The 22,675-nt window shown below is 69.4% G+C and carries 18 protein-coding genes; 1 reads left to right on the forward strand and 17 read right to left on the reverse strand.

Annotation, left to right across the window (positions count from 1 at the left end; genetic code table 11):
- The 5 genes from ACIRGA_RS38955 to ACIRGA_RS38975 form a co-directional block, all read right to left on the reverse strand.
- A partial coding sequence (locus tag ACIRGA_RS38955) for an alpha-hydroxy acid oxidase (protein ID WP_400951801.1) occupies nucleotides 1-1,153 on the reverse strand: 1,153 nt, incomplete at its 3' end.
- A complete protein-coding gene (gene hppD, locus ACIRGA_RS38960) occupies nucleotides 1,150-2,202 on the reverse strand; it encodes a 4-hydroxyphenylpyruvate dioxygenase (RefSeq protein ID WP_400951804.1) in 1,053 nt (350 codons plus the stop codon). The genes ACIRGA_RS38955 and hppD, both read right to left, overlap by 4 nt.
- A 110-nt stretch (nucleotides 2,203-2,312) precedes the next feature.
- The gene (locus ACIRGA_RS38965) at nucleotides 2,313-3,503 is read right to left on the reverse strand and encodes a cytochrome P450 (protein ID WP_400951807.1); all 1,191 of its coding nucleotides are present in this window, start codon (nucleotides 3,501-3,503) and stop codon (nucleotides 2,313-2,315) included.
- Nucleotides 3,504-3,517: 14 nt separating this feature from the next.
- Nucleotides 3,518-5,251, reverse strand: a complete 1,734-nt coding sequence (locus ACIRGA_RS38970) for an amino acid adenylation domain-containing protein (protein ID WP_400951809.1) — start codon at nucleotides 5,249-5,251, stop codon at nucleotides 3,518-3,520.
- Nucleotides 5,248-6,078, reverse strand: coding sequence for an alpha/beta fold hydrolase (locus ACIRGA_RS38975; protein ID WP_400951811.1), 831 nt, complete (start codon nucleotides 6,076-6,078; stop codon nucleotides 5,248-5,250). The genes ACIRGA_RS38970 and ACIRGA_RS38975 overlap by 4 nt, the downstream gene beginning before the upstream one ends.
- 166 nt (nucleotides 6,079-6,244) lie before the next feature.
- Between ACIRGA_RS38975 and ACIRGA_RS38980 the strand changes: the two genes are divergently transcribed.
- The gene (locus ACIRGA_RS38980; protein ID WP_400951814.1) at nucleotides 6,245-7,531 is read left to right on the forward strand and encodes a PLP-dependent aminotransferase family protein; all 1,287 of its coding nucleotides are present in this window, start codon (nucleotides 6,245-6,247) and stop codon (nucleotides 7,529-7,531) included.
- 456 nt (nucleotides 7,532-7,987) lie between these two features.
- Here the strand turns inward: ACIRGA_RS38980 and ACIRGA_RS38985 are convergent, their stop codons facing one another.
- The 12 genes from ACIRGA_RS38985 to ACIRGA_RS39040 all read right to left on the reverse strand — a co-directional run bounded on the left by ACIRGA_RS38985 (nucleotide 7,988) and on the right by ACIRGA_RS39040 (nucleotide 22,515).
- Nucleotides 7,988-9,028 carry a methyltransferase gene (locus ACIRGA_RS38985; protein ID WP_400951817.1) on the reverse strand — a complete coding sequence of 347 codons (1,041 nt, stop codon included), beginning with the start codon at nucleotides 9,026-9,028 and terminating at the stop codon, nucleotides 7,988-7,990.
- A 63-nt stretch (nucleotides 9,029-9,091) separates the two neighbouring features.
- On the reverse strand, nucleotides 9,092-10,897 hold the full coding sequence (locus ACIRGA_RS38990) for an ArnT family glycosyltransferase (RefSeq protein ID WP_400951820.1): 1,806 nt from the start codon (nucleotides 10,895-10,897) through the stop codon (nucleotides 9,092-9,094).
- Between the two features lie 13 nt (nucleotides 10,898-10,910).
- On the reverse strand, nucleotides 10,911-11,720 hold the full coding sequence (locus ACIRGA_RS38995) for a PIG-L deacetylase family protein (protein ID WP_400951823.1): 810 nt from the start codon (nucleotides 11,718-11,720) through the stop codon (nucleotides 10,911-10,913).
- 142 nt (nucleotides 11,721-11,862) lie between these two features.
- Complete coding sequence (locus ACIRGA_RS39000) at nucleotides 11,863-13,002, reverse strand: glycosyltransferase (protein WP_400951826.1); 1,140 nt, start codon at nucleotides 13,000-13,002, stop codon at nucleotides 11,863-11,865.
- 19 nt (nucleotides 13,003-13,021) lie between these two features.
- Entirely contained in the window at nucleotides 13,022-13,834 is an 813-nt protein-coding gene (locus ACIRGA_RS39005; RefSeq protein WP_400951828.1) for a class I SAM-dependent methyltransferase, read from the reverse strand.
- A gap of 25 nt (nucleotides 13,835-13,859) precedes the next feature.
- Nucleotides 13,860-15,074 carry a glycosyltransferase gene (locus ACIRGA_RS39010; RefSeq protein WP_400951831.1) on the reverse strand — a complete coding sequence of 405 codons (1,215 nt, stop codon included), beginning with the start codon at nucleotides 15,072-15,074 and terminating at the stop codon, nucleotides 13,860-13,862.
- 16 nt (nucleotides 15,075-15,090) lie between these two features.
- Nucleotides 15,091-16,308: a glycosyltransferase gene (locus tag ACIRGA_RS39015; protein ID WP_400951835.1), complete on the reverse strand. Its 1,218-nt coding sequence runs from the start codon at nucleotides 16,306-16,308 to the stop codon at nucleotides 15,091-15,093.
- Nucleotides 16,309-16,330: 22 nt separating this feature from the next.
- On the reverse strand, nucleotides 16,331-17,488 hold the full coding sequence (locus ACIRGA_RS39020; RefSeq protein ID WP_400951839.1) for a glycosyltransferase: 1,158 nt from the start codon (nucleotides 17,486-17,488) through the stop codon (nucleotides 16,331-16,333).
- Between the two features lie 12 nt (nucleotides 17,489-17,500).
- Complete coding sequence (locus tag ACIRGA_RS39025; RefSeq protein ID WP_400951844.1) at nucleotides 17,501-18,742, reverse strand: cytochrome P450; 1,242 nt, start codon at nucleotides 18,740-18,742, stop codon at nucleotides 17,501-17,503.
- Nucleotides 18,743-18,972: 230 nt separating this feature from the next.
- Entirely contained in the window at nucleotides 18,973-20,169 is a 1,197-nt protein-coding gene (locus ACIRGA_RS39030) for a cytochrome P450 (RefSeq protein ID WP_400951848.1), read from the reverse strand.
- Nucleotides 20,159-21,316 carry a cytochrome P450 gene (locus ACIRGA_RS39035; protein ID WP_400951851.1) on the reverse strand — a complete coding sequence of 386 codons (1,158 nt, stop codon included), beginning with the start codon at nucleotides 21,314-21,316 and terminating at the stop codon, nucleotides 20,159-20,161. The genes ACIRGA_RS39030 and ACIRGA_RS39035 overlap by 11 nt, the downstream gene beginning before the upstream one ends.
- A 23-nt stretch (nucleotides 21,317-21,339) precedes the next feature.
- Complete coding sequence (locus tag ACIRGA_RS39040) at nucleotides 21,340-22,515, reverse strand: cytochrome P450 (protein WP_400951854.1); 1,176 nt, start codon at nucleotides 22,513-22,515, stop codon at nucleotides 21,340-21,342.
- Nucleotides 22,516-22,675 lie beyond the last annotated feature (160 nt).

The raw sequence follows: 22,675 nt of genomic DNA on the forward strand, positions 1-22,675 counted from the left end.
AGACCCTGAAGCCTCCCCCCGGGGGGGGGGGGGGGGGGCGGCGCGGCCCGGCCGCCCCCCCCCCCCCCCCCCCCCCCCCCCCCGACCCGCTGTACCGAGTGCTCAACCGCCGGGCCGCGCGAACCGAGTCGCAGCCCGCCAGGCCCATCGCGTTCCGGAGTTCGACGGCGAGCAGGTCGAGCACCTGCCGGGCGCCCTCCTGGCCGTCCGCGGCCAGCCCCCAGATGAAGGGCCGCCCGATCAGCACCCCGGACGCGCCGAGGGCGAGCGCCTTGAGCACGTCCCCGCCGGTCCGGATCCCGCCGTCCAGCAACACTTCGCAGCCACCGGACACCGCGTCCGCGATCTCCGCCAGCATCGCGATCCCCGGTACGGCGCCGTCCAACTGACGGCCTCCGTGGTTGGACACCACGATTCCGGCGGCCCCCGCGTCGACGGCGCGCACCGCGTCCTCGACCGCGAGAATCCCCTTGAGCACCACCGGAAGGTCCGTGTGCGCGCGGACCGCCTCCACGGATTCCCAAGTGGCCGGGGCGAATTCGCGCGCGGTGTGGTCGGCGACGGCGGAAAGCCCTTCGGTCCGGCGATGCGCGGCGGCACCGGCGTCGAAGTTGGCCGCCGTCACCGTTTCCGGCAGCGCGAAGCCGTTCCGCATGTCCCGCAGCCGCCGTCCCATCCACGGCACGTCGACGGTGAACACGATCGCCTCGCAGCCGGCGTCCTCCGCGCGGCGCACGAGCTCCAGCGACCGCTTTTCGTCACGCAGCCAGTACAGCTGGAACCACGGCCGTCCGCCGACGGCCGCGATCTCCTCCAGCGGGACACTGCTCAGCGTGCAGATCGTGTACGGCACCCCGGCGTCGCGCGCCGCACGCGCCGCCGCGAGCTCGCCTTCGGGATGGAACAACCGCTGGTACGCGACCGGCGCGACCGCCACGGGAAGCGCGGCGCGCCGGCCGAGAACCTCGGCCTCGGTGGTGCCGCCGGTCAGCTCGCGCAGCATCCGGGGGATCACGAAGATCCGCTCCAGCGCGGTGCGATTCGCCGCCAGCGATGCCTCGGATCCGCTGCCCCCGGCGAGAAAATCCCAGATCTCGCCGGGGAGCGCCGACCGGGCGGCACGTTCGAGGTCGTCCAGGCAGAGGTGCGTCATCGCCGGGCGGGGCCGAGCTTGCTCTGCCCGGTGCGCTCCAGCTCCACGGCTTCGTACAGGGCCTTGATGTTGGAGCTGCCGAACGTCCCCGCGCCCTGCCGCTCGATGATCTCGAAGAAGATCGTCTTACGCGGGTGGGTCGAGGCGGTGAAGATCTGGAACAGCTGGCCGCCGTGGTCCTCGTCGGCGAGCAGCTTCGTCTCGCGCAGATCGTCCAGCGAGTGCGTCTCCAGCTCGATCCGCTCGCCGAGCAGGTCGTAATAGGTGTCCGGGGTCTTCAGGAATTCCACGCCGCGCGCGGAAAGCTCCTTGACCGCGCGGACCGCGTCCGGGCTGGTGAAGGCGATGTGCTGGACGCCGGATCCGTGGTGCTCCTTGATGAAGTCGTCGATCTGGCCGGGGTCGGCGGTCTTGTCCGGCTCGATCAGCGTGAGGGTGACCGCGCCCGACGTGCTCTGCACGACGGTGGAGTTCATCGCCTGCGCACCGACCACGATGTGCTCTTCGAAGATCTGCTTGAACCCGAGCGCGCGCTCGTAGAACGCCACCGTGGGACCGAGATCCCCGGCGTTCAGGCAGACCGCGAAGTGGTCGATCACTCCCAGGTCGACGCCGCCCTTGCCGCGCGGGGCCTCCTCGGTGACGTCGCTCTGGATCAGGGTGTGCACGACATCGCCGAACCCGCTGACGGTGGCCGTGACGACCGAGTCCGCGCGCTTCTCCGGCTCGCGGATGGGTTCTGCGCCGGCCTTCACCGCGGCTTCGAAAGCGGCCGCCACGTCGGGGGTGCGCAGCGCGATGTCTGCCACCCCTTCACCGTGGGTCTGCAGGTAGGTCGCTCCCGGGTGCCGGTCCGACAGCGGTTCGGTCAGCACCAGCGCGATCGCGCTGTGCCGCAGCGTCACGCTCCGGTGGTCGGCCGACCGGTCGGTGGCGGCGACGGAGAAGTCGTACTTGTCCATCCAGCCGGACGCGGCCACCTCGAGGTTGGCCACATACATTTCCACATAGTCGATCTCGAAATTCTGCGTGCTTTCGTGAGAAGACAAGACATTCCTCCGTGGAATAGATGTAATCCTCATTCACAGCATGGCGCGAAGCCATTTCCGCATCAATGGTGTCCGCTTGACAGTTGTGTCCACATAGGACGAACGAGAGGTCAGCGGCCGGTGAACCGCACCGAAAGTTCCCGGTATCCCTGCACGACGACCGCCCGTAACCAGGACGGCTCGTTCACCAGCTCCACTCGCGACACTCGCTCGGCCACCTCCCGCAGCACCACCGCCAGCTCGATCCGCGCGAGCGCGGACCCGAGGCAGTGGTGCATGCCGTGCCCGAAAGCGATGTGCCGGTTGGGTTTCCGCCCCGGCCGGAACGTGTCCGGCTCGTCGAACACGGCGGGATCCCGGTTCGCGGCGGGCAGCCACGCGACCACCGGCGTACCCGGCCCGAGGTCGCGGCCGTTGATCGTGACGTCACCGGTGGTCACCCGCAACACGTGCATCGCGGGCGAAGTCCAGCGCAGCACCTCGTCCACGACGGTGTCGACGTCCGCGTCCCCGTCCCGCACCTGGGCCAGAAGCCCTGGCACGGTGGCGAAAGCGTGCACCGCGCCGGTGATCGCGTGCCGCGTGGTCTCGTTGCCGCCGATCAACACGTTGTCGCAGTTGAGCAGGACGTCGTCGATCGAGAGCTCGTCGTCGGAGAGCAGGGTGCTGACGAGATCCTCACCGGGGCTCGCGCGGCGAGCGGTGATCAGTTCGTCGAAGTAGACGAGGATTTCGGTATGCGCCTGGCGCGGCGTCATCCCGTCGAACAGTTCGTCCTCGCCGCCGAACGCGTGGTTCGTCAGGTCGATGAGCATGTCCTGGTCCTCGGCGGGCACACCGAGGATCTCGCAGACGACGGCGGCGGGGATCCGCGGGCCGATCGCCGCGGCCACGTCGTATACTTCGCCGTCGAGCACGCGGTCCAGGACGGCGCTCACTTCGGCCCGCACCCGCTCCGAAAGTTTCCGCGCGGCCGCCCTCGACAACAGGGGCCCCACCAGCTTGCGCAGCTTCCGGTGCTGATCCTGTTCGGAGACCACCATCATCTGGCCACCCGAGTTGTCGGGATGATCGCGATCGAAGCCGATCATCATCCCGTACTCGGAGGTGAACGGAGCCGACGGCGCGAGGACCGCCGCGCACGCCTGATGCGAGAACACGGACCAGAACCCGCTCGGCGAGCTGCCCGGTTCGCTCCACACCATCGCGTCTTCGGCCGCGTACTCGCGCCACCGGTCGTGCCGGTCCAAAGTCGTGTACAGGTCGGGATTTCCGAGATCGACGGCTGTCGTCGTCCGCATGACTGGTCTCCAGGTCAGGTGTGTGCGCCGTCGAGCACCTTGGCGAGCCGAGCCACGGTCGGCGCGTCGAAGAACGCCTGCACCCTCAGCCGGATCTTCAGGCGTTCGCGGACCCGGCTCACGAGCCGCGTCGCGAGCAGCGAATGGCCGCCGATTTCGAAGAAGCTGTCCTCCACCCCGACGGTGCTGACGCCGAGCACTTCGGCGAACAGCTCGGCGAGGATGATCTCCGTCGGAGTGAGCGGCGCCCGGCCGGCCGCGCGCCCGGCGTGCTCCTCCTCGGGAGTGGGCAGGGCGACCCGGTCGATCTTGCCGTTGGGCGAGACCGGCAGGCTCGGCAGGCCGACGACCACGTCGGGCACCAGATATCCGGGCAGCTGTTCACGAAGTGGCGCCAGGAGCCTTTCCGTGGGCACACGCTCGCCACCGACTCCGACCACATAGGCGACGAGCCTGTTCTCGTGCTCGGTCACCACCGCCTGGGCCACACCGTCGACCGCCAGCAGGGCGGCCTCGACCTCACCCGGCTCGATCCGGTGCCCGCGCACCTTCAGCTGGTCGTCGACCCGGCCGACGAAGACGTACTGACCGTCCGGGCGCGTCCGCACCCGGTCGCCGGTGCGGTACATGCGCCCGCCCGGGCCACCGAAGGGATCCGGCAGGAATCGTTCCGCGGTCGCGGCCGCTCTTCGGAGGTAACCGCGGGCGAGACCCGGCCCCACCGCGTACAGCTCGCCCACGTCACCGTCTTCGACGGGACGCAGCCGGTCGTCCAGGACATAGGTGCGGACACCGGTGATCGGCCTGCCGATCGGCGGCGTCTCCTCACCGGTCAGCGGCTCGCTGGCGGTGACCGCCACCGTGGTCTCGGTCGGGCCGTAGGCGTTGATCATCACGCGGTCCACGGCCCAGCGTTTCGCGACCGGGGCCGGGCACGCCTCGCCGGCGACCAGGAGGGTCAGCCCGGCCGGGAGACCGCCCGCCTCCTCCAGCGGCGCCAGCGCGGACGGCGGCAACGTGAGATGGGTGATGCGCTGGTCGCGCACCAGCCGGGAAAGCGGCTCGCCGGGGACCAGATCCGGCGCGGAGGCCAGGACGAGACAGCCGCCCGCCTGCCAGATCGGCCAGAATTCGGCGACCGCGGCGTCGAAGCTGGGCGACGCGAAGGCCAGCAACCTGCTGTCAGGCCCCAATTCCTGACGGCGCACGTAGTCGTCGGCCAGATTCGGGATCCCGCGATGCGTGACCAGCACGCCCTTCGGCCGCCCCGTCGAGCCCGACGTGTAGATGACGTACGCGGGGTGGCCGGGACGCAACGGGCCGATCCGGTCGTCGTCGGCCAGGTTCGGCTCGGACCGGCCGGGCTCCCGCTCCACGCTCAGGATGACGGGGGCGCCGGTCACGTCCTGCCCCGGCAGGCACAAGAGGCAGTGCGCCGCCGCGTCGTCCAGCATCTGCCGCTTGCGTTCCTCCGGATAGTCCGGATCGACCGGCACGTACGCGGCGCCCGCCTTGTGCACGGCCAAGATCGCGATGACGAACTCGATCGACCTCGGCATCGCCAGCGCGACGAGCCGCTCCGGGCCGGCACCGTGCGCGACGAGCCGCCGGGCGAGCCGGTTGGCCTCCCCGTTCAGCTCGGCGTAGGTGAGGGTGGTGCTGTCCATCGCCACCGCGGGCCGATCCGGCAGCACGGCTGCGGTCGCCTCGAACAGGGCGGGGGTCGTGGCCGCCGAAAGGACGGTCATGCGGTCTCTCCCAGTGTCTCGCGCGATTCGGTGCGGAGGAACCGGATCAGCTCGCGGTTCACCGCTTCCGGGTTCTCGAGGTAGCCGAAATGCCCGCACTCGGGAATCGTGCGGTAGGTCGCGCCGGGGATCGCGGAAGCCAGCTCCAGCCCGGCCGACGGCGGTGCCACGAGGTCGTGCTCGAACGAGACGACGTGGCAGGGCACCTTGATCGACCGGTAGGCGTCGAGCCGATCCGGCAACGCGCTCAGCAGCAACTGCGACCGGACGCCCGGGCCCCAGGACCCCGCCGCCGCGAACAGGTCGAGCCAGTCCCCGGTGAGATCGTCGTCGGCGAGCGTCGCGGGCCCCAGGTTGTGCATGGCGCGGACCGCGGCGAGGAAACCCGGTGGCAGCTCGATGCCCTGCTCGATCAGCTTCGCCTCACCCTGGGCGAGCTCGCGCTGGACGAGACTGCTCTTGCCGCAGGCCGCCATCAGCACGACCGAATCCAGCAGTTCCGGATGGGCGAGCGCGACCTCTTGCGCGATGTAGGAACCCATCGACGTCCCGATCACGCGACACGGCACCGCGTCGAGAAAATCGATCAGGGCGGCCACATCCGCGACGAGGTCTTCGATGGTGAAACCGTCCGCGCCGTCGTCGCTCGGCGGGATCCCGCGATTGTCCATCGTGATCACCCGGAATCCGGCGGCGCGGAGCGCGGGTACCTGGTGCAGATCCCACACCGAACTCGGCGCGCCGGTGCCGGTCAGCAGGAGCACCGGCGGGCCGTCACCACAATCGTTGTAGGACAACCGGATCCCGTTCTCGGTTGTCATCAGCATGATGCTCCTCCGGGAGAATGGCTGCTGCGCCAAGACGTGGCGCGGATCCGACCGTACCTTCGGGGATCGGGTGTCCGAGACCATTCCGCGATGGACAATTCCCGGGAAAAGGCGCGTCCACGGCCTCTTCTTGACACCTCGAAGGCGTATGGAAATCCTAGTATTCATGGATTCAAACGGTCTGTCCACTCACTTGAACGTGGAAACGCTGCACGGATCGCTCACCGATCCGGCCATCTCGTCGATGAACCTCCTCAACGAACTCATCGACGAATACCCTGTGGCCATTTCCATGGCGGCAGGCCGGCCGTACGAAGAGTTCTTCGACATACGGCTCATTCACACCTACCTCGACGCCTATTGCGACCATCTCCGGCGCGACCGGAAAATGGAAGAGGCCGTGGTCACCCGCACGCTCTTCCAATACGGCACGACCAAGGGCGTGATCGCCGATCTCATCGCGAGGAACCTCGCCGAGGACGAGAACATCGACGCCGCCCCCGAATCCGTCGTCGTCACGGTGGGCGCGCAGGAAGCGATGTTCCTGGTCCTCCGTACGCTGCGGGCGGGTGAACGGGACGTGCTGCTCGCCCCCGCCCCCACCTACGTCGGCCTGACCGGGGCGGCGCTGCTCACCGACACCCCCGTGTGGCCGGTGCGGTCGAACGAGAACGGCATCGACCCGGACGACCTCGTCCTCCAGCTGAAGCGGGCCGACGAGCAGGGCAAGCGGGTCCGCGCCTGCTACGTGACCCCCAACTTCGCCAACCCCACCGGCACCAGCATGGATCTGGCTTCGCGGCACCGGCTCCTCGATGTCGCCGAGTCGAACGGGATCCTGCTCCTGGAGGACAACGCGTACGGGCTGTTCGGCTCCGAGCGGCTGCCCTCGCTGAAATCCCTCGACCGATCGGGTTCCGTGGTCTATCTCGGCTCCTTCGCCAAGACCGGCATGCCCGGCGCCCGGGTCGGTTTCGCGGTCGCCGACCAGCGGATGGCCGACGGCGGCCTGTTCGCCGACCAGCTTTCGAAGCTCAAGGGCATGCTCACGGTGAACACCTCGCCCATCGCGCAGGCCGTGATCGCCGGGAAACTCCTGCTCAACGATTTCAGCCTCACCAAGGCCAACGAGCGGGAAATCGCCATCTACCAACGGAATCTGCAGCTGACGCTCGGCGAGCTGGAGCGCAGGCTCGGCTCGTGCGCCGGCGTCAGCTGGAACACCCCGACGGGCGGATTCTTCGTCACCGTCACGGTGCCGTTCGTCGTCGACGACGAATTGCTCGAAACCTCGGCCCGCGAGCACGGCGTGCTGTTCACGCCGATGCACCACTTCTACGGCGGCAAGGGCGGATTCCACCAGTTGCGGCTGTCGATCAGCCTGCTCACGCCGGAACTGATCGAAGAGGGCGTCGCGCGGCTCGCGGCGTTGATCACGCCGCGGCTTCCCTGAGGCCGGGTTCGCGAAAAGGCCCCCATTCCCGAATTCGGGATGGGGGCCTTTTCGTTTCTCGGGCGCGGCGGGTGTTGCGACTGGGTTGGGATCGCTCAGCGGGTGTTGCGACTGACCCCTCGGAAGTACGTGAAGGCCCCCTTCACTGCGTCTAGCGCAGTGAAGGGGGCCTTCACGTACTTGCAGCGAAATGAGGCAGGTCGCGAAAGCCACTTTCGCGACGTCTGATGTCCCGAAAGTGGCTTTCGCGACACCGACCCGGGTCAGGGCGGCGAGCCGAAAGAGAAACGTCACGCTGGGTGAGGGGTGTGTGGAAATAGAGACGTTGAGTGTCCCTATTTCCACACACCCCCGCCTCAAGTACATGAAGGGGGCCTTCACATACTTGCAGCGAGATGAGGCATGTCCCGAAAGTGGCTTTCGCGACACTATTTCCCCACTGCCGCACTTACCCGATCAGGGCTTCGTACCGGTCACCAGCGCGTGCTCGAACGGCAGCTCGACCGAGCGCACGTCGACACAGCCGACCGACTTGAGCCACGCCGAAGCCTCGGCCTGCGGCCAGGCCATCCCGCGACCGGTGGCGAGAATGTTGAGGTACAAGGAAAGCCGCGCGGAGAGCGGGCCGCCGGTCTCGTCGTCGGCGGCCGCGAACCCGTAGATCGAGATCTTCCCGCCGGAGGGCAGCACCTCGTAAGCCTTGGCCAGCAACATCACGGACTGCTCGGCCGTGAAGGTGTCGAGGACGTGGCTGAACAAGGCGTGGTCGGTGCCGCCGGGGAACGGGTCGGTCAGCAGATCGGCCGGGTGCAGGGTGAGCCGGTCGACGACTTCGGCCGGCACCCGCTGTTCGGCGAGTGCCACGCTGCTGGCCAGGTCGAGCAGGGTGGCCTTGAGGCCGGGGTTGGCCTTCAGCAGGGCCGAAGCCGTGGTGCCGTCACCGCCGCCGACGTCGAGCAGGTGCCGCGACGACTTCACGTCGATGTGCTCCAGCAGCCCCGGCATCGTCTGCAGCGAGAACGCCGACATCGCCGTGTAGAAGATCCGCGCCTTCTCCGGGTCGTTGCCGAGCCGCGCGTACAGCGTGTCCCCCGGGCCGTCGAGGGCGTCGAGGGCCTCGTTGGTGCCGGCGCGCAGCGCGGAGGTCATCCGCGCGAACGCCGGGTAGTAGATGGTCTTCCAGCTGAGCAGGATGTGCTGCCAGCTCTCCGGCCCGGTCGTGGCGAGCAGTTCGGTCGCGACCGGGTGGTTCACATAGTCGACGCCCCGCTTTTCGATCAGGCCCGAGGTGGTCAGCGCGAGCATCAGCACGCGGACCTTGTGCGGCTCCAGGCCGGTGAACTCACCGAGCGCCGCCGCGTCGGCGCCGCCGCGCTCTTCCAGGAAGTCGAAGATGTCCAGCTCGATTCCGGACACCACCGCGTTGAACAGGGCGGGGCCGTTGGCGATCAGCTGGAAACGACGGTGAACCTCGGTGGAGTCGAGCGATTCCTGCATCTGCAGATTTCCTTTCCGGCCGGCGGAGCTTTCCGCAGACGTTGAGAACGACACCGGCCCGCCTCAGAAGGAGCCGGACGCCGGTCCGGCATTGGCGTCGAAAGAGCTGCCGGAGTAATCGGGATGGAGTACGGAGATGGCATAGGTGGCGGGTGCCGCGATCATCGCCACGACACCGAGGACGAGTGCCGCCGTGACCAAGGACTTCGACGCGCTTTCGCGCATTCGCGCCACGATCAGCACGACGAGGGCGGCCACGCCGAGCACGAGCGTGCCCCATTTCGCCCACGGCAGGAAGTTCGGGTAATGGGACCACAGCCAGGCGCCCCAGGCCAGTTCCGCGGCGATCGCGATCGGCAGGATCCAGCCCTGCCCGCCACCGTTGCGGTAGGCCCGCCAGAAGGTCACGATGCCGAGCCCGGAAAGGGCCGCGATCGCGGGGGCGAGAGAGGCCACGTACGCGGTGTGCGCGACGTCGCTCGCGCTGAAGACGACGAGGAAGGTCACCAGCCAGACGCCCCACATCACCAGGCCGCCGCGCACCGGATCGGTGCGCTCGGCGCGACGCCACCACCAGAGCCCGCACAGCAGTGACAGCAGGGCGAGCGGGAACAGCCATGCGATCGCGACGCCGAGGTGGCCGTCGAGCAGTTTGGTCGCGCCCATCGGGTCCGCTCGTGTCTCCACTTTGGACTGATCCGGCTGAGGTCCACCCGGGCCGAGCGGCTGCTCGCCATCGGCCTTCGGGCCGAGGTTCCCGTTCTGCTCGTCCTGGTGCTTGGTCCCGAAGTTCCCGTTCTCGTCCAGGCCCTGACCGCCACCGGGGCCTTGCGGATCCCCGAGACCGCCTTCCGGCCCGCCCGGACCGTCACCAGGACCGCCCTCGGGACCAGGGCCGTCACCGGGGCCGCCCTCGGGTCCACCGGGACCGCCGCCGGGGCCGCCCGGCCCGAGCGAAGGCAGGCCGCCGCGGCCGTTGGGGTCCTCGGCGCCGGGCAGATGGACGCCGATCCGGCCGAGACCGTTGTAGCCGAACACCATGGCGAACGCGCTGTTGTTCGTGGTGCCGCTGACATGCGGCCGCGCGCTCTCCGGGGTCAAGCTGTAGAACGCGATCCACGACAGCGACACCGCCAGCGTCACCACGCCGGCGATCCCCAGATGTGTGACGCGGCGGCGCAGCTCGACCGGGGCGGTGAGCAGGTAGCCGATCGCCAGCGCGGGCAGGATCATCCACGCCTGCACCATTTTGGCCTGGAAGCCGATCCCGACCCAGACACCGGCGAGGACCAGCCACTTCAGCCGCGCCTCGAGAACGGCGCGCTGATAGGCGTCGACGGCGAGGATCAGGCACATCGTGAGCAGGCCGTCCTGCATGCTGTGCCCGAACATCGACGCCAGGACCGGGGTGAGGGTGAAGACGCCGGCGGCGAGCAGGCCGGGCACCACCCCCGCCCAGCGCCGCACGACCCGGTACAGCACCAGCACCGAGATCAGGCCCTCGATCACCTGCGGCAGCGCCAGCGACCATTCGTGGTAGCCGAAGATCTTGGCCGAGATGGCCTGCGGTGCGAACGATCCGGCGAGTTTGTCGAGCGTGTACGTGGCGCCCGGGTCGACAGTGCCGTAGAAGAACGCCTTCCAGCTCTCGGACATGCTCTTCGCCGTGTCCGAGTACAGCGGCGCGAAGTCGACCCTCGGCAGGTTCCAGGCGTAGAGCACCAGCGCCACGAACGCGATCCCCAGCAGCGCGGGGCGCGCCCACGGCGGCTGATCGGCGGGCGAACGCCAGAACGCCCAGCGGCCGCGCCCGCCGTCGGGCGCGGCGTCCGGTGACGGTGACGGCAGATGAGTGAGTGTTGCGGACACTCCGGTACCTCGCTTAACCGTTGTTGTCGTCGAGGAGAACGGGCCAGGTGGTTTCGCCGAATCCGCCCCGCGGCGAATTCTTCCGCGCGTGCTCGTCCAGCCTCTCGAACAAATTCTTGTTCCTGCCGTTGAGCATCGTCAGCTGGGAAGAATAGCACTCGACGGCTTCGCGTTTCCGTTTCCAAGTCTCCGTCGTGGCGGACTCGAATTCGGAAGTGCCGAGCCGGAAACCGGCGGGGAGTTCGATCGTTCCCGGTTTGAACATCGAATACGGAAGGTCTTCCCACAGCCGTATCGGAACGTTCGACGCGCGCGCGGCGGACAACGCGGCGTCACGGGTGGCCAGGTTGTCGGGATGGTCGACGACGGCCGCACACGTGACGATCAGCGTCGGCTCGAATTCGGCGACGATCGCCTCGATGTCGTCCTTGATCTCGGCGACGAGACCGTCATCGCCCGGTGAATCCCGGGCCACCGCGAGCTTTTGCCCGCCCTCCACGTGATCCGTGAGCCATCGGCCGTCCGGCAGCCTCCGGTAGATGGAGTCGAGGAACCGGCCGTGCCGGTACGCCAGCCCGAGATGGGCCAGCGCGGCGATGTCCTCGTTCCGGCGATGGAGCGGCGCGTCGTCCTCCGGGGAAAGACCCCAGACCGCGTGCATTCGCTCCGCCGCCGCGGAATACGGAGGTGGCGCCGTTCCGGCGAAGACCGTGTTGACGAGCACCTCCGCGCCGTCTCGCGCCGCTTGGGCGAGACTCGCGCCGAGGGAAAGGACCGCGTCGTCCAAATGCGGGGATATCGCCAGCAGCCGGCGTGGAAGCATGGTGCTGATTTTGGTTACCGCCTTGTCGCGCTTCAACTGGTGGGTCTGGACAGTGCTCGGGACCTCTTGAGCAGCAAGGGGAACGTGGTGCGTTTGGTGACGCAACGCCGAACTCGCGTGATCAGACACGTATCTCGTGTGATCAGAGGCGTAACTCGCGTGATCGGAAAGCGCGCACGAGGTCCGCGGCCACCGTCGTCCCGTCGGTGCGGATCGTGCCGGCGACGGCCTTCGCGCGAGCCCGGGGTTCCGGCGCCAAAGCGGTGACGAGCGCGGCGGACAGCGAATCGACCGTCGGGTTCGGGCCGTCGTGCGCCACCCCGATACCCAGCTCGGCCACTTTGGCGGCGAAATGCGGATGGTCCGCGATCTGCGGGACCACGATCTGCGGAACACCAGCCAGGGCCGCCACGTGGGTCGTTCCCGTGCCGCCGTGGTGGATGGCGGCGGCCACGCGGCCGAACAGCGCCTGCAGGTTCTCTTCACCGACCGCCATGCAGTCGGCGCCGTCGTCGGGCAGCGTCAAACCGGCCCAGCCGCCGGAAAGGACCACCCGGCGTCCCTGCGCGCGGATCGCCTCGACGGCCACCTTGGCGATGTCCGCGGGGGCGGGCGAACAGCCGAAGCCGACGTACACCGGCGCCTCACCCGCGGCGAGGAACGCTTCCAGCCCCGCGGAAAGCGGCCGATCGTCGCGATGGATCCACGCGCCGGTCCGGACGCCGCCGTCCGCCGGGGCCAGCAGGGGATCCGCCGCCAGGAAGGGCTTGTCGGTGCTGCTGAAGTCGTACAGGTTCTTCACCGGCGGGAGGCCGATCGAGGCGCGCAGGTCGTTGAGCGCGCCGCCGAACATCCCGTCGGCGCCGTTGTTGTACATGCCCCGGTGTTCGGGCGACGGCACGAGCACCGGCGACGGAACGACGTAGAAGTACGGGATGCCCAGCTTTTCGGCCACCGAACGGACACCGATCGCACCGGACAGCAGGCCGGTCGCCACCACCGCGTCACAGCCCTCGGCGGCCGCCGGGATCTTGTCGAACTGCTCGGCGATCCCCGCGATCGCGGCCTCGGGCGATTCGGGCGGTCCGCCCAGCGCGCCCGCCTCTTCGAGCACAGGCTTGCCGACGACGACGTGCGGAACGCCGGCCTCGGCCAGCCGCCCGGTGTAGTCCGGCGGCGCGCACATCCGCACCTCGTCACCTTGCTCGCGCAACCGGAGCGCCAGTGCCACCAGCGGTTCGATCTCGCCTCGGGTTCCGTACGACCAAAACAACACGCGCATTTCGTATCCCCTGGATGCTTCAGCGCCGGATCGCGGCGATGCCGACCGTGGCGTAATTGATGGTGAACGAGCCGCCGATCTCGTCGATCGCCGAGCCGAGATACGTCAGGAACCGGGCGCGCGCGTCCTCCGCGAGGTGGTTGAGCCCGCCCTGGGTCGGGATCTGGTCCAGCCATTCGTCACGGGTGCAGACCCGCGACCACTCGAAGCGCAGTTCCTCCGGCTCGCTGAACGCGCCGGTGCGGAGAATGCCTTCGGCCGCCTTCACGTACTGCTTGGCGTAGATCTGCTCGACGTACTCTTCGACGTCTTCGTCCTCTTTGGACGGTGGCTCGAACTTCACGTCCGGCATGGCGTGCCGGTATGCCTCCCCCTGGGCCGCCATGACGGCCTCCGGGAGTTCGAACCCGTTGTCGAACAACGCGATCAGCCCGCGGGGAGCGAGCAGGTCCGCCACCTTGGCCGCGCCGGCGAACGGGTCGACCCAGTGCCAGGCCGTCCCCGAGATCACCGCGTCGAAGGTGCGGCCCGCCGGATCCCAGTCCTCGAACTTGGCGACCTCGACGTCGAGACCCCGCCTGCGCGCGACCTCCGCCATCCGCGCGTCCGGTTCGACGCCGAGCACCGTGCGGCCCGCCGCCTGGAACGGGCGCGACGAAAGGCCGGTACCGCAGCCGACGTCGACGAAGTTCTTGCCGGGGCTCAAGGAGACGATCCGGTCGACCAGTGCTTCGGGATAGGTGGGCCGGGCGCGGTCGTACCGTTCGGCGTCGGCGCCGAACCACTGCGCCATCTGCCGGTTCTCGTGCGGTGCTGCAGCCAGATCGGACATTTTCCTCACCCTGGTCGGTTGATGGTCAGACGGAAACGCGGCCGACGGCGGCACGCAAGCGCTCCGCGGCCACGGTCGTCCCGTCGCCGCGGAGCGTGCCCGCGACGGCTTTCGCGCGTGCCCGGGTCTCCGGGGACAGCGCGGTGGCGACCGCGGCGGACAGCGAATCGAACGTCGGAGCAGGCCCGAACTCCTCGAACGCCACACCGATGCCCAGCGCGGCCACCTGCTCGGCGAAGTACGGCTGGTCGGTGATCTGGGGCAGCACGACCTGAGGAATGCCCGCCCGCGCGGCCACGGTCGTCGTGCCCCCGCCGGCGTGGTGGACGACGGCGGCGACCCGGCCGAACAGCGCCTGCAGGTTCACCTCGCCCACGGCGAAACAGTCGGCTCCGTCGTCGGGGAGGGCCATGTCCGCCCAGCCCCGGGAGAGGACCACCCGATGCCCCTGCGCGCGGATCGCCTCGATGGCCAGCTGCACCGTGTTCGCGACTTCGGGCGTGCTGCCGAAACCGACGTACACCGGCGGCGGTCCGGCGGCCAGGAACGCTTCCAGGTCAACGGGAAGCGGCCGCTCGTCGGGCAGGATCCACGCGCCGGTCTGCACGGCGCCGAGTTCCGGCCGCGGCGGGGCCAGCACCGGGTCCGCCGCCATCCAGGGCTGCTCGGTGAAGCCGTACTCGACGAGGTTCTCCACCGGCGGCAGGCCGAGCGACGCGCGACGGCCGTTGAGCGCGTCCGAGTACCGCTTGGAGAAGACGTCGTTGTAGAAGTCCCACAGCGCCCGGTTGTCGTCCATCGCCTCCTCGGGCGGCCGTCCGTCGCCCCGCGACAACGGCGGCGGGTAGTACGGCGACGGGAGGTAGATCGGGCAGTACGCGGCGTAGAAGTACGGGATGCCCAGGCTTTCCGCCACCGACCGCACGCCGATGGCGGCGGACAGGACGCCGGTCGCCAGCACCACGTCACAGCCCTCGGCGGCCGCCGGGACCGCGTCGAACTGCTCCGCGAGCTCATCCGCAGCGCGCCGGGGTTCGGGCCCCTCCGTCATCCCCTGCATCATGGCGCGCAACGATTGCCCGACCGGGACGAACGGCACGCCGAACTCGGCCAGCCGCTCCTCGGTGTCCGGCGGCGCGCACACGCGCACCTCGGTGCCGAGCTCCCGCAGCCGCACCGCCAGCGCGACCACCGGCTCGACGTCTCCGCGGAGCCCGGTCGTCGACAACAACACACGCATTTCGTATCCCCTGGCTTCAGACGGAAACGCGGTCGACCGCGTCAAGGAGGAATTTCGCGGCCACGGCGGCCCCATCGGTGCGGACCGTGCCCGCCACGGCCGTCGCCCGCTCCCGGATCTCCGGGGCGAGCGCCGTCTCGAGCGCGGCGGACAGGGAATCGAAGGTCGGGGTCGGGCCGTCGTGCGCCACCCCGATGCCCAGCTCGGCCACCCGGCCCGCGAAATACGGCTGATCCGCGATCTGCGGGACCACGACCTGGGGAACACCCGCCCGGGTGGCGGTGGTCGTCGTCCCCGCGCCACCGTGATGGACGGCGGCGGCGACCCGGCCGAACAGCAGCTGCTGATTGCCCTCCCCCGCGGCGAAGCAGTCGCTCCGGTCGTCGATCAGCGCCAAATCGGCCCAACCGCGGGAAAGGATCACCCGGCGTCCGTGGGCGCGCACCGCCTCGACGGCGACCTTGGCGGCCTCCTCGGGGGCACGCATGCTGCCGAAACCGACGTACACCGGCGGCGGACCGTCAGCGAGGAACGCCTCCAGTTCCGCCGAAAGCGGCCGCTGGTCGGGCAGTGTCCAAGCACCCGTCTGGACGACGTCGAGATCCGTCGGCTGCAGCGGAGCCAGGGACGCGTCGGCCGCCAGCAAGGGGCGATCGGTGAAGCCGTACCCGAAAACGTCCTCGACCGGCGGAAGACCGATCGCGGCACGCTGACTGTTGAGCGGCTCACCGAACCGCTTGAGGGCGCTCCGGCTGTTGCGCTCCCACAGCGCGCGGTTGTCGGCGCCTTCCGGCGCGGGCGGCTCACCCAGCGGAGGCGGCGGCGCGTAATGCGGCGACGGGATGAAGCGCGGGCAGTAAAAGCCGTAGTAATAGGGGATTCCGAGCTTCTCGGCCACCGACCGGACGGCGACCGCGGTGGCAAGCATCCCGGTCGTCACCACGACGTCACAGCCCTCGGCGGCCGCCGGGACCTCGGCGAACTGGACGGCCATCGCCTCGGCCGAAAGCCGCGGCCCGTCCTCGGGCGACGGCGGCTTCGCACCCTTGATCGCGGTGCGGGTCGACTGTCCGACCGGCACCAGCGGCACACCGACCTCGGCCAGCCGCTCGGAGGAGTCCGGCGGCGCGGCCATCCGCACCTCGGCTCCGGCCTCTCGCAGCCGCACCGCCAACGCCACCAGCGGTTCGACGTCTCCCCGGCTTCCGGACGTCGCCAGCAACACGCGCTTCACGTAATTCCCCGATCTCTTCGTTTCAGGCGGGAACCGACGGCTTTTCGCGGCTGACCGCGTCGCGCAGCAGGTCCACCGCCACGGTGGTCCCGTCGGCGCGGATCGTGGCGGCGACCTCGATCGCCTTGGCGCGGGTCTCGGGTGCCAGCGCCGTGGCGAGCGCGGCGGACATGGCGTCGAAGGCCGGAGCCGGCCCCTCCAGGGCGACCCCGATCCCCAGCTCGGCGACCCGGTCGGAGTAGTACTGCTGGCCGACGATCGACCGCACGATGATCTGCGGGGAGCCCGCCCGCGTCGCGATATGCGTCGTGCCGGTGCCGTCGTGATGGATGGAGACGGCGACCCGGCGGAACAGCTCCTGCAGGTTCACCTCGTCGACGGCGAAGCAGTCGGCCTCGTCCTCGGGCAGGTCCAAACCGGCCCAGCCACGGGAAAGAATCACCCGGTGCCCCTTCGCGCGGATCGCTTCGATGGCCACCTTCGCCGCGTCGGCGGTGCCGGACGAGCTGCCGAAGCCGACGTAGACCGGCGGTGGTCCGGCGGCGAGGAACGCCTCCAGCTCAGCGGGAAGCGGCCGTTCGTCGGGCAGGATCCAGGCGCCGGTCTGCACGGCCTCGTGCCGCGGCTCCAGCGGAGCGAGGATCGGATCCGCGGCCAGCAAAGGCTTGCCGGTGGAGCAGTAGTCGAAGAGGTCCTTCACCGGCGGCAGGCCGATCTCGGCACGCTTGGTGTTGAGCGCGTCGCCGAACAGGCCGTCGGCGCCCTGGTTGTACATCTCGCGCTGCGGCGCTTCGAGGTGGCTCGGCAAGTGGATCGGGCACAAAGCGACGTAGTAGTACGGAATTCCGAGCTTCTCGGCCACCGACCGCACCGCGACGGCGCCGGACAGCAGCCCGGTCGCCACCACGACGTCACAACCTTCGGCGACGGCGGGCATCTGGTCGAACTGGTCGGCGATCCCGGCGGCGGCGAGTTCGGGATCCCGGCCCTCACCGTCGTCCATCCCGCGGTCCGGCCGGGCGACCGGCACCAGCGGCACGTCGATCTCGGCCAGCCGCTCCGCACTGTCCGGCGGTGCGCACACCCGTACCTCGGCACCGGATTCCTTCAACCGCGCCGCCAGCGCGACCAGCGGCTCGACGTCCCCGCGTGATCCACACGCCCACAACAACACGCGCATTTCGTTCCCCCTCTACCAGGTGACCGGCAACTGATCCGGGCAGTCGATGAACGCGTTCCGGAGCTTGACCTCGTCGTTGGACACCGCCAGGCGCAGCCCGGGGAACCGCTGCCACAGCGACTGATAAGCCATCCGCAGCACGGACCTCGCCACCGCGGCGCCGATGCAGTAATGGATGCCGTGCCCGAATCCGACGTCCGAAACCGGCGGGCGCCGCGCGTCGAGAACGTTCGGGTTCGGCGTCAGCGCCTCGTCGCGGTTGGCCATCAGGATCGAGCAGAGGACGTAATCCCCCGCCTTGATCAGCTGTCCGCCGACGACGACGTCCTTGAGTGCCATTCGCGGATTCGGTTGCTGCACCGGCGAGAGATACCGCAGCAATTCGTTGACGACGCGGTCCGCCTCTTCACGGCCTTCGAAGAGCATCTGTTTCTGTTCGGGGTGGTCCAGGAGCGCGAGCACTCCGAAGCCCAGCATTCCCGCGACGGTCTCGACGCCGCCGAGCAGCAGCGCCGTGCAGAGACCTTTCAGCTCGTCGTCCGTGACGTTGTCCCCGTGCTCGCGCACCAGCATGCCGAGGAAACCGTCGTCGGGATCCTCGCGCTGGCGGGTGATGAGACCGAGCAGGTACCGGTTGAACGCCGCGCTGTCGGCCGCCCTCGCCTTGAATCCGCGGCTGAGGTCGACGTTCCGCCGGATGCGGCGGATGAACTCGTTGCGGTCGTCGCGCGGGATGCCGAGCAGTTCACAAAGGACACCGCCGCCCACCGGATCGGCGAAAAGTCCTTGTACGTCAGCGGGTGGGCCCTCGGCCTCCACCTCGTCGAGGCGATCGTCGATGAGCTCCTGGATCGCGGGTTCCAGCCGCCGGATCCGCCGGACGGTGAACTCCGGCGTCAGCATCCGCCGCAGCCGCGTGTGCTCGGGCGGGTCGTAGGTCGAGATCTGTCCGACGAACTGCGGTGCCATGGGCACGTCTTCGCCGTTGGTCGTCCGCTCGGCCTCGGCCTCGGTCAGCCGGGGGCGCGTCGTGAAGTTCTCGTGGTCGCCGAGGATCTTGCGCACGACGTCGTAGCCGAGTGCCTGCCAGACATAGCCCTTGCCGAGCTGGGTGGACGCGTCGCCGAGAATCCGGACCAAGGGGCCCTTCTCCCGCAACACGAACATGTCCTCGTGCGGATCGCAGTGCGTCCTCATCATGTAGTTCGCCGTCGGCTCCACGGCCGGCGCGACCTCGTCGATTGCGTGCTCCATAACGAGTGGAAGCTCCTTCAGTGACCAGGGATCGCGGTCCGGCCCGGGGCCGCGCCGCAATCTTCATCCGCGATCGGCCGGGACGTCCAGCGCGGCCATGGACGTCGGGCGCGGGGTCGGTCCGGCGGGGGGGGGGGGGGGGGGGGGGGGGGGGGGGGGGGGGGGGGGGCCACCCCCCCCCCCCCCCCCCCCCACCACCACCTGTACCGACGGCTCACCGCACCTTTCACTCACCACTCGACCATCAGGCTCGTGAGGCCATAAGCCGGAGTGGTCAGGCGGAACATGGTGTCCTTGGCGGGATCCGCGAGCCTCAGGTCCGGGAAACGCCGCCACAGCAACGTGAAGACCGTCCGCAGTTCGAGCCGCGCCAGCGAAGCGCCGAGACAGTGGTGGATCCCGTGCCCGAACGCCACATGCGGCGCGGGTTCCCGCGTGAGATCGAGCCGGTCCGGATCCGGCACCAGCGCGGGATCACGGTTCGCCATGGGGAGCGAGCAGAGGACGGTCTCGCCCTCCTTGATCACCTCGTCCCCGATGGCGACGTCCTCCATGGCCGTCCGGGGTGTCGGGGCGTACGGCACCGTGAGGTACCGGATCAGCTCGTCGACCGCCCGGTCCGCCGCCTGGCCGTCACCCCGCAGCACGGCGAGCTGTTCGGGATGCCGCAGCAACGCCAGGACGCCGAGGCCGATCATGCCGGAGATGTTGTCGTCGCCGGCCAGCATCACCTGAACGCAGAAACCCCGCAGTTCCTCGTCGGTGGCCTCGTCACCGTGTTCGGCGACGACGGCGCCGATCATCCCTTCGCCGGGTTCCTCGCGGTTCCTGGCGATCATCGCCAGCAGGTAGCGGGAGAACGCCTCGCCGGCGGCCGCTCGTCTCCGCTGGCTCAGCGAGGCGTCGAGATGTCCGTGGCACAGCTTCAGGAACATGGCGCGATCGTCACGGGGCACGCCGATCAGTTCGCACAGCACGGCTCCCGGCACCTCGTCGGCGACGAGTTCGATCACGTCGGCGGGCGATCCCGCGTCCTCCATGGCATCGAGCCGTTCCGACACGATCTGCTCGATGTACGGCTCCATACGCCGCATCTTGCGCAGCGTGAACCCCGGCGTCAGCTTCTGCCGCATCCGGGTGTGCTCGGGCGGGTCGTAGTCCATCAGGTTGCCGACCAGCTCCTGCGGCCGGAAGATGCCCTGCCCGCCGACCTCGTCCTGCTCGTGCCACCGGCGCCGGGTGCTGAATCGCTTGTGGTCGCCCAAAACCTGGCGCACGACGGAATGTCCCGCGGCCATCCAGATGGTTTCGGCGTCCGCGCCGGTGCCCACCGTGACCTTCGACAGCGGCCCGGCGGCGCGCAGTTCGTCCGCCGGGTCGAGGTCCTGCCTGCGAATGTGCAGCGGACGCGTGTCCTCACCACTCAACGGGGAGCTCCTCGATGTTGAACGGGGCGGGTTTGCCCGCCACGAACCGCAGTTCCTCCTCCGGGACCGCCAGCCGCAGCCCGGGGAACCGGCGCGCCAGGATCGGCAGCGCGACCCGCAGTTCGAGCCTGGCCAGCGGTGCGCCGACACAGTGGTGGATGCCGTGCCCGAAGGCGAGATGCCCCGGGCTGTTCTCCCGCGTGATGTCGAACTTGTCGCCGAGCGTGCGGTTGACCGCCAGCATCGAACAGGTCAGCACGTCACCGGCGTGGATCTCGTATCCGGCGATGTTCAGGTCGACGAGCGCCGTCCGCGGCGAAGGGGCCTCGACGATCGTCGGGAAGCGCAGGACTTCCTCGGTCGCGCTGTCCACGAGCTCCGGACGTTCGCGCAGCAGCGACAGCTGGGCCGGGTTCGTCGCGAACAGCAGTACCGCCATCGCCAGCTGGGCCGCCATCTGCTCGACGGCCACGATCAGGATCGCCTCGGCGAGCCCCGACAGTTCCTCGTCGTCGACCTTGTCCCCGTGCTCGCGCACGATGAACCCGATCAGCTCGTCGCCGGGATCGCGGCGTTCGCGGGCCGCGAGCTTTTCGCAGTAGTTGACGACGCCGAGGCTCGACTGGGCCCGCTGCTTGGGGATCCGGCTTTCCCGGCTGTCGCGGATCATCCGGGACAGATCGGCCTGATCGTCGCGCGGGACACCGAGGAACTCGCAGGCGATGAGCGCCGGCATGGGCCAGCCCGCGTACCGGACGAAGTCGATCGGCGCGCCCATGCTCTCCAGATCGTCGAGGCCCTCCTCGATGATCTCTTCGACCCGGGGCCGCAACCGCTCGATCCGGCGGACGCTGAACGCCGGCGCCACGGTCCCGCGCAGGCGCGTGTGGTCGGGTGGGTCGTAGGCCTGCAGGATGCCCGGCAGATGGGCGCGGTCCGCTTCGTCGTCGACCGGTCGCATCGAGCTGAACCTGGTGGCGTCGGCCAGGATCTCGCGCACCTCGTCGTAGCCGGTGACCAACCATTGCCTACGGCCGTTCAGCCCGGTTTCCGTGTCGTACCGGTGCAAGGGGCCCTCTTTTTGCAACGCGGAGAGCTCGGGCGCCGGATCGAGCCGGATCCGCTGATGCGGCAAGGGAACTACCATGATTCTCCTCAGGCTTTCTGGCGCTACCAGTCGAGCAGCAGGGCTTCCACGTCGAACGGGGGTGGGCCGAATTTGAGCTTGCGCTCGGGCTCGGCGAGCCTCAGCTTGGGAAACCGCCGTGCCAGCGCGGGAATCGCCTCCCGGAACACCATCTCCGCCAGCGGCCTGCCGAGGCAGTGATGGATACCGTGCCCGAACGAGACGTGCGGCGACTTCTCCCGCGTGATGTCGAATTCGTCCTCCCGCGCGGGAAAGTTCGCGCGGTTGGCCCCCAGCAGGGAGCACGTGACCGTGTCGCCGGCCTTGACGAGACGGCCGCCGATCGTCACGTCCTCCTTCGCGATACGCGGGTGGAGCTTCTCGTCGGTCGTGAGGTACCGGTTCAGCTCCTCCAGCCAGTCCGGAACGGTGTCCGGCTGCTCGCGCAGAATGTCGAACTGCTCCGGGAAATCGACCATCAGCAGCGCGCCGGCCGCGAGGAACCGGGCCACCTGGTCGCCGCCCGCGCCCATGATGAACGCGGCCACGCCCGCCAGTTCCGCGTCGGTGATCTCGTCGCCGTGTTCGCGCACCACGACACCGAACAGGTCGTCACCGGGATCGCGGCGGACGCGGGCGACGGCCTTGTTCATGTACTGCATGTACTTGTTGCCCGCCGCGTTGCGCCGTTTGTCCGTCCGTTCCGTCCGGCTCGCGTGCAGGGTGCGCGACAGATCCGCCTGATCGTCCCGCGGGATGCCGAGGAAGTCACAGGTCGCCGTCGTCGCGATGGCCCAGCCGAAGTGCGGGACGAAGTCGGCCGGTCCGCCCATGTCTTCGATGGTGTCCAAGGCGTCTTCGACGATCTGCCGGACTTCCGGCTGGAAACCCCGCATCCGCCGGATGGCGAACGGCGGCGTGACCAGCCGGCGCAGGCGCGTGTGGTCCGGCGGGTCGTAGTGGGTGAGGAAACCGGGCCAGGCGATCCCGGCCGCGGTCCCGCCGTAGATCAGCCGCGCGCTGAACTTGTCGGAGCTGAGGACCTGGCGGACCTCGTCGTAGCCGGTGGCGAGCCACGCCGTCCGCCGTCCGCCGTCTTCCTCGGTGCCCAGGGCGGAGATGGGGCCTTCGGCCATCAGGGAAAGGAGTTCGGCCCCCGGGTCGAAGCGGTTCCTCCGGTGGATTTCCAGACCCTTGACGACGTTGAGCTCCTCGAACACGGCAGTTCCTTTCGTCTTGCGTCCGGCGGGGGGGGGGGGGGGGGGGGGGGGGGGGGGGGGGGGCCCGAACCACCCCCCCCCCCCCCCCCCCCCCCCAAACAACAAGCGACCCCCGCCCCCCGGCCGGCGATAGAGGGGGCAGCGGGAGGGGGACCCCCAC

The organism is Amycolatopsis sp. NPDC102389, from assembly GCF_044765885.1.
GTDB lineage: Bacteria > Actinomycetota > Actinomycetes > Mycobacteriales > Pseudonocardiaceae > Amycolatopsis.